The 16,368-nt window shown below is 63.6% G+C and carries 16 protein-coding genes and 1 other RNA gene; 6 read left to right on the top strand and 11 right to left on the bottom strand.

What is annotated here, in order from left to right; translation table 11 throughout:
* The first annotated feature begins 74 nt into the window (after positions 1 to 74).
* Entirely contained in the window at positions 75 to 821 is a 747-nt protein-coding gene (locus tag V474_RS00730; protein WP_059149672.1) for a 7-carboxy-7-deazaguanine synthase QueE, read from the top strand.
* Complete coding sequence (locus tag V474_RS00725; protein ID WP_082699547.1) at positions 818 to 2,257, top strand: MATE family efflux transporter; 1,440 nt, start codon at positions 818 to 820, stop codon at positions 2,255 to 2,257. Before V474_RS00730 ends, V474_RS00725 begins: the two co-directional genes overlap by 4 nt.
* 16 nt (positions 2,258 to 2,273) lie before the next feature.
* Here V474_RS00725 and V474_RS00720 read toward each other — a convergent pair whose 3' ends face one another.
* The 6 genes from V474_RS00720 to V474_RS00695 form a co-directional block, all read right to left on the bottom strand.
* Positions 2,274 to 3,896, bottom strand: coding sequence for an ATP-binding protein (locus tag V474_RS00720; RefSeq protein WP_236710471.1), 1,623 nt, complete (start codon positions 3,894 to 3,896; stop codon positions 2,274 to 2,276).
* Positions 3,897 to 4,074: 178 nt separating this feature from the next.
* The gene (locus V474_RS00715; protein WP_407938315.1) at positions 4,075 to 4,794 is read right to left on the bottom strand and encodes a TIGR02186 family protein; all 720 of its coding nucleotides are present in this window, start codon (positions 4,792 to 4,794) and stop codon (positions 4,075 to 4,077) included.
* A 41-nt stretch (positions 4,795 to 4,835) separates the two neighbouring features.
* The gene (locus V474_RS00710; protein ID WP_059149670.1) at positions 4,836 to 5,750 is read right to left on the bottom strand and encodes a sulfite exporter TauE/SafE family protein; all 915 of its coding nucleotides are present in this window, start codon (positions 5,748 to 5,750) and stop codon (positions 4,836 to 4,838) included.
* A 46-nt stretch (positions 5,751 to 5,796) separates the two neighbouring features.
* Complete coding sequence (locus V474_RS26450) at positions 5,797 to 6,297, bottom strand: hypothetical protein (protein ID WP_236710470.1); 501 nt, start codon at positions 6,295 to 6,297, stop codon at positions 5,797 to 5,799.
* Positions 6,298 to 6,935: 638 nt separating this feature from the next.
* Positions 6,936 to 8,372, bottom strand: a complete 1,437-nt coding sequence (locus tag V474_RS00700; protein ID WP_059149668.1) for a glycosyl transferase family protein — start codon at positions 8,370 to 8,372, stop codon at positions 6,936 to 6,938.
* Between the two features lie 210 nt (positions 8,373 to 8,582).
* A complete protein-coding gene (locus V474_RS00695; protein WP_059149667.1) occupies positions 8,583 to 9,014 on the bottom strand; it encodes a VOC family protein in 432 nt (143 codons plus the stop codon).
* A 144-nt stretch (positions 9,015 to 9,158) separates the two neighbouring features.
* On the opposite strand from V474_RS00695, the gene V474_RS00690 reads away from it, so the two are divergent.
* Positions 9,159 to 9,869 carry an SIMPL domain-containing protein gene (locus V474_RS00690; protein ID WP_059150701.1) on the top strand — a complete coding sequence of 237 codons (711 nt, stop codon included), beginning with the start codon at positions 9,159 to 9,161 and terminating at the stop codon, positions 9,867 to 9,869.
* An 82-nt stretch (positions 9,870 to 9,951) separates the two neighbouring features.
* Here V474_RS00690 and V474_RS00685 read toward each other — a convergent pair whose 3' ends face one another.
* Positions 9,952 to 10,716, bottom strand: coding sequence for a TorF family putative porin (locus V474_RS00685; RefSeq protein ID WP_059149666.1), 765 nt, complete (start codon positions 10,714 to 10,716; stop codon positions 9,952 to 9,954).
* A 265-nt stretch (positions 10,717 to 10,981) separates the two neighbouring features.
* Here V474_RS00685 and V474_RS00680 point away from each other — a divergent pair, with 265 nt between their 5' ends.
* Positions 10,982 to 11,767, top strand: coding sequence for a metallophosphoesterase (locus V474_RS00680; protein ID WP_059149665.1), 786 nt, complete (start codon positions 10,982 to 10,984; stop codon positions 11,765 to 11,767).
* Between the two features lie 159 nt (positions 11,768 to 11,926).
* Here V474_RS00680 and rnpB read toward each other — a convergent pair.
* From rnpB to V474_RS00660, 4 genes are all read right to left on the bottom strand, one after another.
* Positions 11,927 to 12,423: RNase P RNA component class A (gene rnpB / locus V474_RS00675), an RNA gene on the bottom strand.
* Between the two features lie 8 nt (positions 12,424 to 12,431).
* Positions 12,432 to 13,136: an N-acetylmuramoyl-L-alanine amidase gene (locus V474_RS00670; RefSeq protein ID WP_059149664.1), complete on the bottom strand. Its 705-nt coding sequence runs from the start codon at positions 13,134 to 13,136 to the stop codon at positions 12,432 to 12,434.
* A 24-nt stretch (positions 13,137 to 13,160) separates the two neighbouring features.
* Positions 13,161 to 13,808, bottom strand: coding sequence for a histidine phosphotransferase family protein (locus V474_RS00665; RefSeq protein WP_059149663.1), 648 nt, complete (start codon positions 13,806 to 13,808; stop codon positions 13,161 to 13,163).
* Between the two features lie 54 nt (positions 13,809 to 13,862).
* A complete protein-coding gene (locus V474_RS00660) occupies positions 13,863 to 14,258 on the bottom strand; it encodes a M67 family metallopeptidase (protein ID WP_236710469.1) in 396 nt (131 codons plus the stop codon).
* Between the two features lie 30 nt (positions 14,259 to 14,288).
* On the opposite strand from V474_RS00660, the gene V474_RS00655 reads away from it, so the two are divergent.
* The gene (locus V474_RS00655) at positions 14,289 to 15,233 is read left to right on the top strand and encodes an RluA family pseudouridine synthase (RefSeq protein ID WP_059149661.1); all 945 of its coding nucleotides are present in this window, start codon (positions 14,289 to 14,291) and stop codon (positions 15,231 to 15,233) included.
* 97 nt (positions 15,234 to 15,330) lie between these two features.
* Positions 15,331 to 16,236: an RNA polymerase sigma factor RpoH gene (gene rpoH / locus V474_RS00650; protein ID WP_059149660.1), complete on the top strand. Its 906-nt coding sequence runs from the start codon at positions 15,331 to 15,333 to the stop codon at positions 16,234 to 16,236.
* Positions 16,237 to 16,368: the final 132 nt, after the last annotated feature.

Below are 16,368 nucleotides of genomic sequence, written 5' to 3'. Positions count from 1 at the left end.
GTTCTCACCTGTTCCGGGGAGGAGTTGGGAAAGCCTCCCCGGAACCGGGTAAACCGTGTAGACGCCCTGTCGCTATGACCCTGACTCTCGCCACCACAACGCCGGGTGAACCGGAAATCTTCGCCTCACTGCAGGGCGAAGGTCCTTCCATGGGCCGCCCAAGCACGTTCGTGCGCCTCTCGCGCTGCAACCTTGCGTGCCAGTGGTGCGACACTGCCTACACGTGGCGGTTCACTGGCGACAACCGCTTCCACCGCGACGATCTCGCCTTCGAGCGCCGCGAGAATCAGGTGGCGATGGAGGAAGGCGACTTAGCCCGCGCCGTCGCCGATCTCGTCCCCGATCGCCTCGTCATCACCGGCGGCGAACCCCTGTTACAGGGCGCCGCGCTGGCCCGCATGGTCGCCGCGCTCAACGAATTGCGCCCAGGGATGCACGTGGAGGTCGAGACGAACTCTACGGTCGCGCCGCATCCGGCGCTCGACGGTCTGGTCCACCAGTACAACGTCAGTCCCAAGCTGGCGCACAGCGGCAACCCCGCCGAACTGGCCCTGCTGCCCGACCGCCTCTCGGCATGGGCGGCAAACCCGCGCGCCTTCTTCAAGTTCGTGATTGCAGAGAAATCCGACCTTACCGAGGTCATGGCCCTGCAAGAAACTTACGCCATTCCCGGCCCGCGTCTGTTCCTGATGCCCGAAGGCCGCTCCAGCGATGTCATCAGGAAGCGCTCGGGCTGGCTGGCAGATTTCTGCTCGCTACACGGACTGCGCTTCACCGATCGCTTGCACATCCACCTCTGGGGCGACACGAGAGGCACATGAACGAAGCATCTCCCTTTCCGCTCGGCGAGGAAACGCCCGGTGCCGCCACGCCGCAGGAACAGGCCGCCGCACGGCCGTCGATGCGGGGGGACCTGACCAAGGGGCCGATTCTCAAGACGCTGCTGATGTTCTCGATCCCGATGCTGCTGTCCAACGTGCTGCAGACGCTGAACGGGTCGGTCAACGCTATCTGGGTCGGCCGCCTGCTGGGCGAAGCGGCATTGGCGGCAACGGCGAACGCGAATATCGTGATGTTCCTGGTATTTGCCGCCGTGTTCGGTTTCGGCATGGCCACCACCGTGCGCGTAGGCCAGCACTTCGGCGCGCGTGACATCGACGCGGCTCGGCGTACCTTCGGCACCGGCGTGGGCTTCTGCCTCGTCATCTCGGTGATTACCGGAGCGATTGGCTGGCTGGGCGGCGGCACCCTGCTCGACACGCTGGGCACGCCTGCCGCCAGCCGCGGCGAAGCGCTCGCCTACCTGCAGGTGATTTTCGTCACCCTGCCGCTGGGCACGATCAACATGATGGTGTCGATGGGCATGCGCGGTGCCGGCGATTCCAAGACGCCGCTCTACGCTATGATCCTGGCAGTGGCGCTGGATATCATCTTCAACCCGATCCTCATCATGGGCCTCGGCCCGGTCCCCGCGCTGGGTGTGGCCGGATCGGCCATCGCCACGGCCTGCGCCAACACGGCGGGAATGCTGTTCCAGCTCTGGCATATCTACCACAAGGACCTCGCGCTGCGCCTGCGTGGACCGGAACTGCGCTATCTCATTCCGCACGGCGCAGACCTGCGTTATGTCGTGACCAAAGGCCTGCCAATGGGCGCGCAGATGCTGATCGTCTCCTCGGCAGGTCTTATTATGGTCAGCCTCGTCAACCGCGAAGGACTGAATGCGGCTGCTGCCTACGGTGCTTCGCTACAGCTGTGGAACTACCTCCAGATGCCCGCATTCGCCATCGGCTCGGCAGTGAGCGCAATGGTCGCGCAGTCGCTGGGCGCAGGCGATCATAGCCGCGTCGACAAGGTGACGATGACCGGGCTCGGCGCCAATCTGGTGATGTCGACGGTGGTGGCGGCGCTGATCGTCATCTTCGACCATCCGCTACTGGCGCTGTTCCTGGGCGGCGACAGCCCGGCCATGCCGATCGCCGAGCATATCCAGCTTATCTGCACGGCCTCGTTCGTGATCGTCTCGGTGACGATGATCCTGACCGGCACGATGCGCGCCTACGGCTCGGTGGTTGCGCCGCTGGTGATCCTGTTCCTCGGGCTCTATCCGGGGCGACTGGGCTTCTACGCGCTGGCGGTGCCCTACATCGGCAGCGAAGCGGTGTGGTGGGCCTACCCGGTCGGTTCGGCGCTGACGGTCCTGATCACTCTGGGCTATTACCGCATGGGCAACTGGCGCGCGGCCTACAAGAGTTAGGCCCCCAGAGGCATGATCAACGCCCCTGGGCCCGCCAGCGCTGGACGGTGCGCAGAACCATTTCCTCCTCGCCGCCGGTGGAGTTCCACAGTCGCGTGAATGAGGGATCGGCCGAGGCCGGGCGCTTGTGCTCCTCCAGGTCGTCGAAGGACACCCGCATAGGGATTGCCACACCCTCACCGCAGATGATGCATTCGCGGTTGCGCAAGGCTGGGATCGAATCGAGGAACCCGCGGGCACCTTCCGGCATCGCGGCGCGCACGAAAGCCTGATCGCGGTCATTGTTGAGCCGCATCGAGATGATCGTGCCGCACTGCGACAGCACGCCCTCGGCGAGATCGGAAGGACGCTGGGTGATGAGACCCAGCGAAATGCCGTACTTGCGGCCCTCCTTCGCAATACGCGACAGGATGCGCCCGACAGATGATCCGTCGGCGTTCTTCTCGTTCGGAACGTAGCGGTGCGCTTCCTCGCAGACGAGAAGGATCGGCCGGGTCTGTTCATCCCGCGCCCAGACGGCGAAGTCGAATACCAGGCGGCTCAGCACCGCGACGACGGTGGAAGTGATCTCGGCCGGCACGCCCGAAACATCAATGATCGAGATCGGCCGCCCGCGCGAGGGCAGACGGAACAGCTTCGCGATAAACTCGGCCATGATATCCCCCACCAACATTCCGGAGAACATGAACTGATAGCGAGGGTCGGTCTTCAACTCGTCCACCTTGCCGCGAATGCGCAGATAGGGCGCGCTGGTATGGCCCTTGTCGAGCTTGCCCATGGCATTGTTGAGGATCATCCCGAGGTCCGAAAGCAGGTACGGAATCGGCGAATCGACGGTGATCTTGCCCATCTGCTCCGCCAATCGATTTTTCGAACGCGCCTCCAGCAGCGCCTTGCCGAGGATTTCAGCGTCGAGCTGGCGATCGTCCCCGCGCGAGGTCAGCAGGACTTCGCAATGCTCCTCGAAGTTCATCAGCCAATAGGGCATCTGCAGGTTGGTGACGTCGAGGATCACGCCGGTGTCGCGGAAGGCAGCGGCATATTCGCCATGCGGATCCACCATGATGACGTGGCCCTCAGGCGCATGTTCGCAGATCCGGTGGAGAATCAGCGCGGCGCTGGTCGACTTGCCGGTGCCGGTCGACCCAAGCAGAGCGAAGTGCTTGCCAAGCAGCGCATCGACGTAAAGACCCGCGCGGATATCCTTGGTGGGATAGACACTGCCGACTTGAATCGAGGAGCGCCCGTCGCTGGCGTAGATCTGGCGAAGGTCGTCGCTGGTGGCCGGATAAACCAGTGTGCCGGGGATCGGATAGAACGTAACGCCGCGCCGGAAGGCCATGATGCGCCCGGTCAGCCGCTCCTCCTGCCCTTCGCCGAGGAAGTCGACGTCGGACAGAACCGCGCCGGACATCCTGGCGTCCTGCTTCTGGTTACGCACGCTGGCCAGCAACCAGCCGTTGCCGACGCGAATTTTGATCTGGCTGCTCACCTGGCCCGACAGTGCCACGGACGGGTCTGTGTCGGCGGCGATCTCGTTCAGTCGTTCGAGATCGAAAGCGATGCGGCTGCCCGCGCCGCTGATTTCCAGTACGACACCGATCGGTTGCTGGCCATGTGCGGAGGCCGCGCCCGTCATGGGCGCCGCTCCTGTCCGCGGCATGTGAACCTGATCGAGACCGTCGACATGCATCTGTTCTTCAACCATCGGAAATTGTTGGCAACCGATTGCAGCTCTTAAAGCTACCTAGGTTAATTTCCGGCTAAGAGCCGTGCAAAGACAGCCGAGGCGCTCCGCGGCGCCCCATCGCAAGATTTCAGATCAGTGCGAACAGACGTCCGGCAAGCCACCCCATCGCCACAGAGACGAAGACCGCCATCAGGCCATAGACGAAGCCGTAATTTTCGGAAAAATTGGCGATGGCGCGCTCGATGCCCAGCTTGCGCACTTCGACTTGGCTGCTGGCGGAAGCCACCACCCTGCCCTTGGACACCGCATAAGTTTCAGCGGTGTAGATGCCGGTCGGCACGCGCGACGGAAGGCCGATGCGTGCCTGGTAGAGCACCTGCTCGCTCACTTTCACGCCGCCTTCTTCCTCGCGGTAAAGGCCGTTGCGCCGGTTGAGGTCAACGAGGCCGGAGGAAAAACGCGCCTGCTCTTCCGGGTCAATCGCGCCGATGGGCGAGAGCTGCAACCATTTCAGCCCCAGTTCGTAGATCGCGGCAGTCTTGTCGTCGACAATATCGGCAATCGGCTTGGTGGAGGCGATGGCGTAATAGCTGGGCGCGCTACGCAGTTCGGTACTGGCGACGTTGATCCAGATGCCTGCCACTTTCTGCTTCTCGCGCAGGACAATCGACTGTGTCGGCCCCTTGAGTACGACGATAATGTCGTAATCCTGTGCCGCGCGCGAACCTTCTGGCGTGAGGATCGCACCGAACAGCAGCAGTTCGGTGCCGGTGAAGCCCTGCTGAAGGTCGACCTCGTGCTGCGAGACTTCAGGCACCAGGATCGGGTCGCGGGCGCCGGTGAGCATGACCAGCGCGATTAGCCCCAGCAGCGACGACGCGAACGCCTTCACAGCGGAGCCACCGTGTAGATTTCATCAGGCCGGTAGCCCAACCCGAGCGCCATGCGCCCGGCGACGAGCAGCACTATGACAGCCAGCAACAGGCGCAGTTTCACCGGGCTGGCCTTTTGCGCGAACTGCGCGCCCACTTGCGCGCCTGAGACCGAACCCAGCAGCAGTAGCGCGGCAAGCACGATGTCCACGGCATGAGTCGTAAGCGCATGCATCATCGTCGTCGCCATGGTGACGAAGAGGATCTGGAACAGCGAAGTGCCAACCACTACGTTGGCGCTCATACCCAGAATGTAGAGCATTGCGGGCACCAGGACGAAACCGCCGCCAATGCCCATCAGCATCGTCAGGATGCCGGTGCCGATCCCCAGCAACAGCGGCGCGAGCGGCGAGATGTAGAGGCCCGAGCGATAGAAGCGCCAGCGCATCGGCAGGCTCGCCACCATCGGATGGTGGCGCCGCTTTCGCGCGGGCAGCGGTACGCCCGAACGCTCTGCCCGGATCGACTGGATGCTTTCCTTCGCCATCAGTCCGCCGATCGAGCCGAGCAGCACGACGTAGAGAATGTTGATGACGGTGTCGATCTGCCCGAGCTTCTCCAGCAGGTTGAACAGGACCGCGCCCAGCCCGGTGCCGATGATGCCCCCGGCCACCATCACCGACCCCATCTGGTAATCCACCCCGCCGCGCCGGGTGTGCGCGAACACGCCCGAAACGCTGGCTCCGGTGACCTGGCTGGCGGCCGAGGCGGCCGCGACGGTCGGCGGGATGCCGTAGAAGATCATCAGCGGTGTCGTCAGAAACCCCCCGCCCACGCCGAACATGCCCGAAAGCAGGCCGGTGAGCGCACCCAGGCCGACGATGATGAGACCGTTGACCGAAAGGTTGGCGATGGGAAGATAAACGTCCATTGCGGGTTCTCGCTACCGCAGCATCAGCCCCGAGAAAAGCGGCGAATCAGAAACCTGCGGATAGCGTCAAAGCAGGTCCCGAATTCGGCACCGCATCGCCGGCCAGTCGGAAACGCCAGTCGACCGCTATGCGGCCCGCCGTACCGCGCCCCAACGGCATCGCGATAGAGGCGGTCGGCCCCGCATCGAGCCGCTCCGCACCCTTCTGGGCGCCACCCCACAACCCGCCCCCGATGCGCGCATCGACCTTGCCGAGTGAAACAAGAGCGCGGTCTGCCCGAAACTGGCCGTCCGCAAAAGGGGTGGCGAAACGACCGGCGACATAACCCGCCTGCGCATAGGCCTCACCGCGAAAACCCGCCGGAAGCGCGAACCATGGCAACTCCGTGACAGCCATGACAGCAGGTTGGAAGCGGCGATGGCCGGCCTGGTCGGTCAGCCGCGCCTCCAACGCAGCGATGACCGGGAACGACGGCAACGGCCGTGCAGACAGGCCCACCGCCGCCGAAGTTTCCTGCATCAGCCCCAACGTCGAAGTGGTTCGCATGTAGGCGGTCGGCCGATAGGCACTCGCCGGTGCCAACCTATACCTCAGCACCGCCCCCGCCTGACTGGCACCGTATGTCGCCGGCAAAGCCCCGGGCGATGCCGGAGCCCCCGATTCGTCACGGCGCAGCAACGCCCACGCATCCGCCGACCACCGCCTTACGCGCTGGGGAACGGCTTCCGCTTTCGCGGCTGCCGATGAAGAAGATAGCCGGGACATGCCCGGTGGTTCCGGAGCATAAAAGTGCGGCAGCGATTCGGTCATTGCGAACTCACCGCGCAAATGTCCGGGCTTGAGCGGCGAAGCGGGCGAAAACGGCAAAGCGCCGGTCCACCTCGGCGCCGGCTGTACGACGTAGCGCCAGTAGGGCATGACTGGCCGGACGGGGTCGAAGCCTGCCCGATAGACATCGCCGGTATCGGCCGAAACCGGGGCCGGTCTTGTCCCGGGCAATGACTGCGGCCCACCCAGGCTATCGGCTACGAAGTCGCCTTCCGGCACGGATGCTCCCGGCCCGGGCCATTGCAACGCCGCTGCGACTGGTGGCTCCCAGGTCGCTATACGCCCACCGACCCAGCCGCCCAGCACCGCAAGAAGGGCAATAACCGGATGGCCGCGCGAAATGCCGCCGCCCCCGCTCATCGCATCAGGCCCCTTGCCGTTTCGCCCATGGAAGGAAGACCGAGAGCCGGATGCCCTGCGTGCTCGGTCTTTTCCCAGCGCACCGCCTGCCCTTGCAACGAGCGGACATAGCTGGTGAGCGCGCGCCGGCCCGCCAGGATCGCGATCACATTGGCGACGGGTATACGCATCACCGCGCCCAGTCCTTCCAGTATGCCATATTCGCGCGTGGTGAATGCAAAGCGGAATGCCGCCCGCCACAGGAAACCGGCAAGGCAAAGCCGGAGCAGCCCGTAAAGCAAAGGCGAACCGGTGAACTGCACACGTATCCCGGCCACCGTGCCAAGCGATTGCACCGCTTCGATCATCAGCAAGACGTAGGCGCACGCGAGGACGATCGCCGTGAGCGGCCCACGCCGGTCACGCAGCGCCATCCACAGTTCGGTAGGCCCTCTGCTCCAGCCCATCCTGTCCCAGCCCTGAAAGGCGATACCATGGATCCAGCGCGATTTCTGCCGCACGGATGCGTCCAGTGTCGCCGGGAAGTAAGCGCGCGTGGCTACTAGTTCGCCCTTCTCATCCCGTACCCGCAGGAACCGTGAACGACCGCCTTCGCGCCGGACCAGCAGACCCAATTCGTAATCTTCGGTGAGGCATTCTGCGGCGAACGGACCGCCTTCCCTGCGTCCCGCCGCACCGCGCAGCCGGGCGATGCGTGCCACCATCTCGCGCGAGAAGCCACAGCCCACTCCCGCCGCCGGCATCGCCGCTCCCAGTGCATCGCGCACGACCATCACCTTTGCGTGGGCTTCGGCGAATTCGTCGGCATAGTGCCCGCCTATCCATGGCGATGCTCGTTGAAGTTCGGGCCGGACGGGCAATTGCACGAAGTCCGCCCGCGCAAGTCCGGCATCGATCACCGCAAGTTCGGCCGGATGGACCATATCCTCCGCGTCATGAAGAATAACCGAGCTATAACGCCGCGCGTACCGCTGCTCGTCCCTGCACAGCGCGGCATATATGCGGTTGAGGCAATCGGCCTTGGTGGTCGGCCCCGGGCTTTCGTTGATCACCAGCCTGACACGCGGATCGCCGCCCGCCGCCGCCATCGCCGCTGCAATGGTCTCGGGATCGTTGCAGTAGCAGCCCAGGTATAAGGTGAAATCGTCCTGCCGCCAGACCGACAGTGCATGGCTGATGGTATGGCCGATGACGGCCGCTTCCCGCCACGCGGCGATGACCACGGCTGCGTGGCCGGCAAGCGGGACAGAAGCCTCTGCATGGGTAATCCGGCCGGCGCGCGCGCGGCCGGTAAGCCTCAACCAGATCCAGCACAAATCGACGCCGAAATCGTCCGAGGCGCCCAGAATAAACCAGAACCCCGTGAAGAGCAGTAATTCGTGCTTCGCGACCTGTAGCGACAGGGCGACATATTCCAGCACTTGCCCCGGCATCTGTGCCCCCTTGGTCGCGTCAAATCATGCGGAGTGCACCCCCTGCAATCCGTCACGAAGGGGGAATATGATCACCCACGGAAAATTCACCAGTCGCCTTGGCCGTTGTTTCATAAAGTTAATAAATGTAAAAATGACGCGAACCAGGCTGGCAGCCACCCGAAACCCGCGCTTTGCCAGTGACGGCAAAACGCGGGTGACTAGGTCCGTTTACCAGCTGCCGATGTTGGGCATGCTCGCCCAAGGCTCAGCCGGATCGAGGCGGCCGTCCTGAAGCAGTTCCACAGAAATCCCGTCCGGCGTCCGAACAAAGGCCATGTGGCCATCACGCGGGGGACGATTGATGGTTACGCCGCCATCCTGCAGCCGCTGGCATGTCTCGTAAATATTGGTGACCTGGAATGCGAGATGCCCGAAATTGCGACCGCCGGTGTATTCCTCTGCGGCCCCGTCCTGTGCAGGCCAGTTGTACGTCAGTTCGACCTCAGCCTCTTCCTGCCCCGGCGCGGCCAGGTAGATCAGCGTGAAACGGCCCTGATCGCTTGAGAAACGGCGGGTTTCCTTCAGGCCGACCAGTTCGAAGAAGCGGATTGTCGCATCGGGATCGGTGACGCGTATCATGGTGTGCAGGTAGCGTGTCATGGAACGAGCTTTCTCGGTTCGTCTATGGAATTGAACGGTTCATCGCGCATACAGCCGCCACCTGGCATTGCGCGGCGACGGTCAGGGAGAGATGCGATGAGCGAAGATAGTTCGGGCGAGACGGCAAGCAAGGGTGCAGGCGGGATGAATTCCGTGACCACGCGCTGGCTGGCAAGTTCGGCGATTCTTGCGGTGGGTCTGGTGATCGGCGGCTTCGCACTGGGCGATGGCATCAAACGGGCACAGCGAGCCGACCGCGCCGTAACGGTAAAAGGCCTGGCCGAGCGGGAAGTGACCGCCGACCTTGCCACATGGACGATCAGCTATTCCGCCAGCGCGGCCGATCTTGCCACCGCGCAGTCCAGCGTCGACCGCGACACCGCGCAGATCCGCGCCTTCTTCAGTGAGCTCGGCTTCCCCGCTGATGCGCTTCAGCCCACCGGCGTCAACGTCACCCGGGCGACCGACAACAATGGTATCGTCAGTTTCACGGTACGCCAGCGGGTAAGTTTGCGCACTACCGACATCAAGCGCGCCCAGAACGCGGTGCGCCGCCAGTTCGACCTCGTGAAGCGCGGCGTCATCCTCGAGGAAGGGTCGGGAATGGCCTATACCTTCACCAGGCTCAACGACATCAAGCCCGAAATGGTAGCCGCCGCCACCAACGACGCCCGCGCGGCCGCCGAGCAATTCGCCAAGGACAGCGGATCGCAGGTCGGCGCAATCAAGAACGCGGCGCAGGGCTATTTCTCGGTCGAGGCGCGGGACGGCGATTCCGGCGGCGGCTGGGGCCAGTCGGACACGCCCTACAAGAAGGTGCGCGTGGTCACGACGATCGACTTCTACCTGAAATAGTACGCCGCCTCCATATACGAAAAATCCGCCCGGATCGCTCCGGGCGGGTGCCCTCCTGCAAAAACCTTGCGGCCTGCCGCTTTTAGAACGAGGCGGTCAACGTGGCCACGACGGTGTCGTCGGTGTAGCCATCGACGCTGGGACCGGTCACGCCGACATAGGACACGCTCAGCGAGAGCGGGCCGTAAACTGTAGCCGAAGCGCCGATCGACCAGTCAAAGCCGGTGCGGTCAGACGTCGAGTAGTACGACGGAGCGAGCGCACCATCGGTATAGCCCAGGTGGCCCGAAACCGTCAGCGGTGTGCTGGGGATCGCGACATCGAGGTTGCCGTACAGGTAAAGGTTGTCAGACTTCCTGTTGCCAGCGAAGTTCGGCAGCGCGCTCTGCTTCCAGGCGTAAGTCGCGCCGACCTTGAGCTTGCCGGGACCGACCTGGCCAGTGACCGAGGCATAAGGCTCGAAGAATTCCGAATCGCCGCCGCTACCGTTGGGATAGGCGTAGTAGAGCAGGCCGACATCGGTGGTCAGGCCCGAGGTCAGGGCACCCGTCCAGCCGCCGAACAGGTCAAGTTCGGTGCTACCGTAGAGTGAGCCGAGATCGATCGAAGAACCCCAGGTGCCCACGTAGAAGCCGCTGGCGTGCGAAACCGTGATGCCGCCCTGGATCGCAATATCGCCACCCGACTGCGATACACCGCGAAAACGGTAGTCGCTGGTCACGGCGGCGCTGCCGGTAACGGTGATTTCCTTGGGAGCCTCGGCGTCCTGTGCAAAGGCCGGAACGGCGGAAAGCGCAGTTCCCGCAAGGAGAGTGGCGGCAATGGCGCCGCGGACGGACAAAAGCATGGTCGTTCCCTCACAAATTATGTCTTTGATGCCTCGTCCCTGCCTGCATCCGTCGCATCCGGTCTCTTTGCGGACCTGAATTGCCACGACACAATATTGCTGCACTGCACACAGAGGGCGCACAAGAAACATTTCAATTGAGCAATATTTCAGAAACGAAGTGTGGATTTTATGCCACGGGCTTTGCCCACGTCCGTAACGGTGCTATCGGAAAGAGCGACGGGTTGTGCCGGCTCGCGGGGCGCCCCATATTGCGGCGCAACAAATGATTTCCATGATCCGCAACTTTCTGGGCCGCCGCGATGTAAGGCGCCCCCCCTCGATCCCCTCAGGTGAACGCGTCTATGCCGTGGGCGATATCCACGGCCGGGCCGACTTGTTCGAATATCTGATTCGCGCCATCGAAGATGACGACGCCGCACGCGGCCCGGCGTATACCACGGCAATCCTGCTGGGCGATCTGATCGACCGCGGCCACGACAGCGCCGCGGTGATCGAGCGCGCGCGCCGCTGGGGCAGCCAGCGCAACGTCGAATTCATCCAGGGCAACCATGAGGAAATGCTCCTCGTCAGCCGCGAAGATACCGATGCGCTGCGCAGTTTCCTCAAGTTCGGCGGGCTGGAGACGATCCTGTCCTACGGGGTCGACCCGCAAGCGGCGTCATCTGCTGAACTGCACGAATTGCAGCGCCTGATGAACGCCGCGATCCCGCAGAACGACATCGACTTCATCGACGCCTTCAAGAAGATGGTACGCATCGGCGACTACGTCTTCGTCCATGCCGGCGTGCGGCCCGACACTCCCCTTGAACACCAGTCCGGCCGCGACTGCCGCTGGATTCGCGAACCGTTCCTGAGCCATCGCGGTGACTATGGCGGCTTCGTGGTGCACGGCCATACGATCACGCCGGAACCCGACGTCTGCGCCAATCGCATCGGCATCGATACCGGCGCCTTCCTCCACGGTACGCTCACCGCGATCGGGCTGGAAGGGGAGGAACGCTGGTTCATTCAGGCCCACGACCCGGCATCGCGCAGCGAAGCTGCCTGACACCGGCGCTGCCGTCCGACTGATCCAGACTTTCCGGCTCGGCTTTCAGGGTAAGCCCGGTCTTGTGTGAGATCAGACTTCGGCCATGTTGGACGTGGCACTTCTGAAGACCGCTACCGGCTACGCGCCCGCGATCAAACCCGATAGCCAATCCCTGATTGCGCCGGGGAGCCTGTAAGCCGGGTTCTGTTCCTGGCGTGGTCTCCCCATAGAACCAAAGTCCGGGGGACCTTACGCCGCGGTGGCAGCCATTCCTCTAGGCGGCGTATTGCTACGCCGCTCAAGCGACCAACCCGGGCTGCCTGGGTTCGAAACGAACCCGCCGATCTCCTGCTTTCGCAGCGCCAGCGCGCAGCCCCTATTCGGTCTTGCTCCGGGTGGGGTTTACCTTGCCGCTTACCGTTACCGGCAGCGCGGTGCGCTCTTACCGCACCCTTTCACCCTTACCTCCCCGTTCGATCCTTCGACAAGCTCAGGATGAGCGGGGTTGGCGGTCTGCTCTCTGTGGCACTTTCCCTAAGCTTCGGAAGGCCTGAAAGCCCCCCTCGCCCGGCGGGCGTTACCCGCCACCCTTGTTTCGTGGAGCCCGGACTTTCCTCGGCCCTCGCCTCGCTCATCCTGAGCTTGTCGAAGGACGCGGCTGCCCGGCTCCCCGGCGCGGGGGTCACCTAGCACGCCCGGTATCGCGTTCCAACAACAGTTCGAGCAGTATTCCGCCGATCTCGCCGTCGATCTCGCCGTCGATGATTTCCGGCCGCCAGCGCCGCTGGAACGCCCGCACCGCGGCGCGTCCATCGGTGATATCGTAGCCGAAGCGCTCCATCGCGAGGTAGAAGGCGCCGGGGTTGTCGTAGAACAAATTCATCTTCGCGCGCGGGATATCCAGCGCCAGACCCAGCTCGGCGAGGCGCGGCCAGTCGAAGTATTCGCCCGGATCCTGCTTGCGGGCCGGCGCGATGTCGGAATGGGCGACCACGTTGGCTCGGGGAATGTCATGACGGTCGAGGATGTCGGCAAGCAGCGGCGTCAGCGCGTCCATCTGCGGTTCGGGGAACGGGCGGTAACCCCAGTCGTGACCGGGATTGACCAGTTCGATGCCGATGCTGGCCGAATTCACATCGGTGATGCCGCGCCAGTAGGACTGTCCGGCATGCCAGGCCCGCTTGTCCTCGGGCACCAGCGAGGTGACCATGCCATCCTCATCGATCATGTAGTGGGCCGAGACCTGGGCTTCGGCGTCACACATGCGCTGCAGCGCCTCTTCGGCGGATTTCATGCCGGTATAGTGCAGGACCGCCATCGTCACCGGCAGCTTGCGCTCGTTCCAGTTGGGAGAGGAAACGGTGCGATTGACAAGCCAGCGGTTCATCTATTGCATTCTCCCCTCTTGGAATCAGGCCCCCGGCAGAACCGCGCCGAGCACCAGCGCGTCGTCCGCCAGGACATATTGCAGCTTGCCGCCAATGGCCTTGGCAAGCTGGTCGAGCATCGCCGCCGGCGCGGTGCGGCTCGACAAGTCGCCTTCCGGCAAAGTACCTTCCAGCGCGCGGCCAACATCACGGTCGAACGCGATGCGCGGACCGGACGAGCGCACGACGATCTCACTGGCGCCATGATCCGCGCGGTATTCCGCAGCGATATCGAGGGTGCCGCCGCGCGGCAGCGCCTCAAGCCCGATCAGCGCAAAGTTCAGCAGTGTCTTGATAGCTGGCTTCGGCAGCGAATCGCTGGGCAGCGCCCAGTTGAGGGTGACGCGCGCATTGTTGGAGACCAGCGCGTCGATCAGCGCCTTGGCCTCACTCACGGGAACCATTTCGCCGAAACCACCGGCCGCACCGAAGGCGAGGCGGAAGAACTTGAGCTTGTCGGTAGAAATCCGCGCGCTCTGGTCGAGCAACTCGAAGCAGCGGGCCCGCATCTCCGGGTCCTTCTCGTCCGCCAGCAATTCGAGACCGTTGGAGAGCGCCCCCACCGGGCTGAGCATGTCGTGGCAAAGGCGCGAACACAGGAGGCTGGCAAGTTCGAGCGAACTCGTGGTCATGGGATGAGGTGCTTTCCGTCTTCTTTTCGTGAGGCCCCGCTCAAACTCGCGGCGTCAATCCGCGGCGCGCGGGGCCAATGGCACGAAGCCATTCCCGCTATCGCGCCAGAATGCAACCTCGCTCCGCGCGATGATCGCCCAGATGCGCGAATCCCCGGTGGAATGTTCGCAATCGGTCGCCGAGGGTATGGAATCGCCCGTAGGATGAGAGTGATAGTAGCCCAGCAGCCGGAGCCCGCCGCTCCGTGCCGCCTTATGCGCGCTGAGCAGAGCAAGCGGGTCGATCTCGAAATGAATGCGGCGGTTTACGGCCACGTTCGCAGCTGCCTCGGCGATCTCGATCCGCTCGGTGCCATCGCCTTCGATACGGCCCAGAAGCAGGCCGCAGCATTCGTCATCCCCGGCTTTCTTCGCTTCAGCGCGCAGTGCGGCCATAACGCCACTTGTCACCTCGACTTCCATCCCCAAATCGTACTGGCAATGGGGCTTAAATCAAATATCATCGAAGGGCGGATCGGCGCGCCCGGCGGCCGTCTGGACAAGGCACTGGCGGACGCGAGCGGCCTGTCACGCGAACGGATCAAGGCGCTCATGGGCGAAGGCCGCGTCAGCCTGGCCGGGGCGCCCGTTTCGTCAGGCTCGGCCAAGGTCGAACCGGGTGCCGCTTTCACCATCGAAGTGCCCGAAGCCGCGCCCGCCGAAGCCGTGGCCCAGGACATTCCGCTTAGTGTCGTGTTCGAAGACGAATATCTGATCGTGGTCGACAAGCCCGCCGGCCTCGTCGTCCATCCCGCTGCCGGCAATCTCGACGGCACGCTGGTCAATGCCCTGCTCCACCACTGCCGGGGCCAGCTTTCCGGCATCGGCGGGGTCGCCCGGCCCGGCATCGTTCACCGAATCGATAAGGACACCTCGGGCCTGTTGGTGGTCGCCAAGACCGACAAGGCGCACGAAGGCCTAGCTGTCCAGTTCGCCGACCATTCTATCGTGCGTGCCTACATGGCCGTCGTCGGCGGGCGCCCGGTGCCCGCCGCCCGGACCGTGACCGGCTCGATCGCCCGCTCCAACCACGACCGCAAGAAAATGGCGCTGGTCGAGGACGGGCGCGGCAAGCACGCCGTCACCCATTTCCGCACGTTGGAACTGATGAACGGATCTACCCTGATCGAGTGCCGTCTGGAGACCGGACGCACCCATCAGGTGCGCGTTCACATGGCGTCAATCGGTCATGCGCTATTGGGGGACCCTGTTTATGGGCGAACACCTTCCTCCTTGCGCGCGGTTCTGCAAAGACTCGATTTTCGACGTCAGGCGCTCCACGCGGCGGAACTCGGCTTCGTCCACCCCGTTAAAGGAGAAACGGTTCATTTCACCAGCCCGCTACCCGACGACATGCGGACACTGATCGATGAACTGCGAAACTGAAATCGCTTTTATGTGCTATCATGAACAGGTGGCCGCAAGCTAAGACGCCTCTCAAGGGTCTTTGACCTCGTGCCGACCTAGAAAGGACGGATAAACCGTGAGCAACAACAGAAACGTCGCGACCGTGCCGGCGCTTGGAGGCGAACAGAGCCTCAACCGCTACCTGTCCGAAATCCGTAAGTTCCCCGTCTTGGCTCCCGAGCAGGAATATATGCTCGCCAAGCGCTATTCGGAACATGAGGATCCCGCCGCCGCCGCGCAGCTGGTAACCAGCCACCTGCGCCTCGTCGCCAAGATCGCCATGGGCTACCGTGGCTACGGCCTGCCCGTGTCCGAGCTGATTTCCGAAGGGAACATCGGCCTGATGCAAGGCGTCAAGAAGTTCGAGCCTGAGCGTGGGTTCCGTCTCGCGACGTATGCCATGTGGTGGATCAAGGCCTCGATCCAGGAATATATCCTGCGTTCGTGGAGCTTGGTGAAGATGGGCACCACCGCTGCGCAGAAGAAGCTGTTCTTCAACCTGCGCCGCATGAAGAAGAACCTCGACGCCTACGAGGATACCGACCTGCACCCCCGGGACGTCACGAAAATCGCGACGACGCTGGGCGTTTCCGAACAGGAAGTGGTCAACATGAACCGCCGCATGATGATGGGCGGCGATGCCTCGCTGAACGTGTCCTTGCGTGAAGAAGGCGAAGGCCAGTGGCAGGATATCCTCGCGGATGACCGGCCGCTGCAGGACCAGACCGTCGCCGAAGCGGAAGAAGCCACCGTGCGCCACGATATGCTGGTCGAAGCCATGGGTTCCCTGAACGAGCGCGAGCGCGACATCCTGATGGAACGCCGCCTCACCGAGGACCCCAAGACCCTCGAGGAGTTGAGCCAGGTCTACTCGGTCAGCCGAGAGCGCGTGCGTCAGATCGAAGTGCGCGCCTTCGAAAAGGTTCAGAAGGCAATGAACCGCATCGCCACTGACAAGCGCCTGCTCCCCGCGGGCGCCTGATCGCCGACGCATAAAAAAGCCGGGCCATCCACAAGGGTGGCCCGGCTTTTTTGTGCCCGCGACAGACGAAGCAAGCTGGCGCCAACCGGTGCGTCTGGCCTAGAGAGAACGGACGTCCGTTTCTCAGCCAAG

Origin of the sequence: Novosphingobium barchaimii LL02, from assembly GCF_001046635.1 — a bacterium.
Classification (GTDB): domain Bacteria; phylum Pseudomonadota; class Alphaproteobacteria; order Sphingomonadales; family Sphingomonadaceae; genus Novosphingobium; species Novosphingobium barchaimii.
The sequence above is the reverse complement of the archived record's forward strand: the minus strand, read 5'-3'. Positions and strand labels throughout refer to the sequence as shown.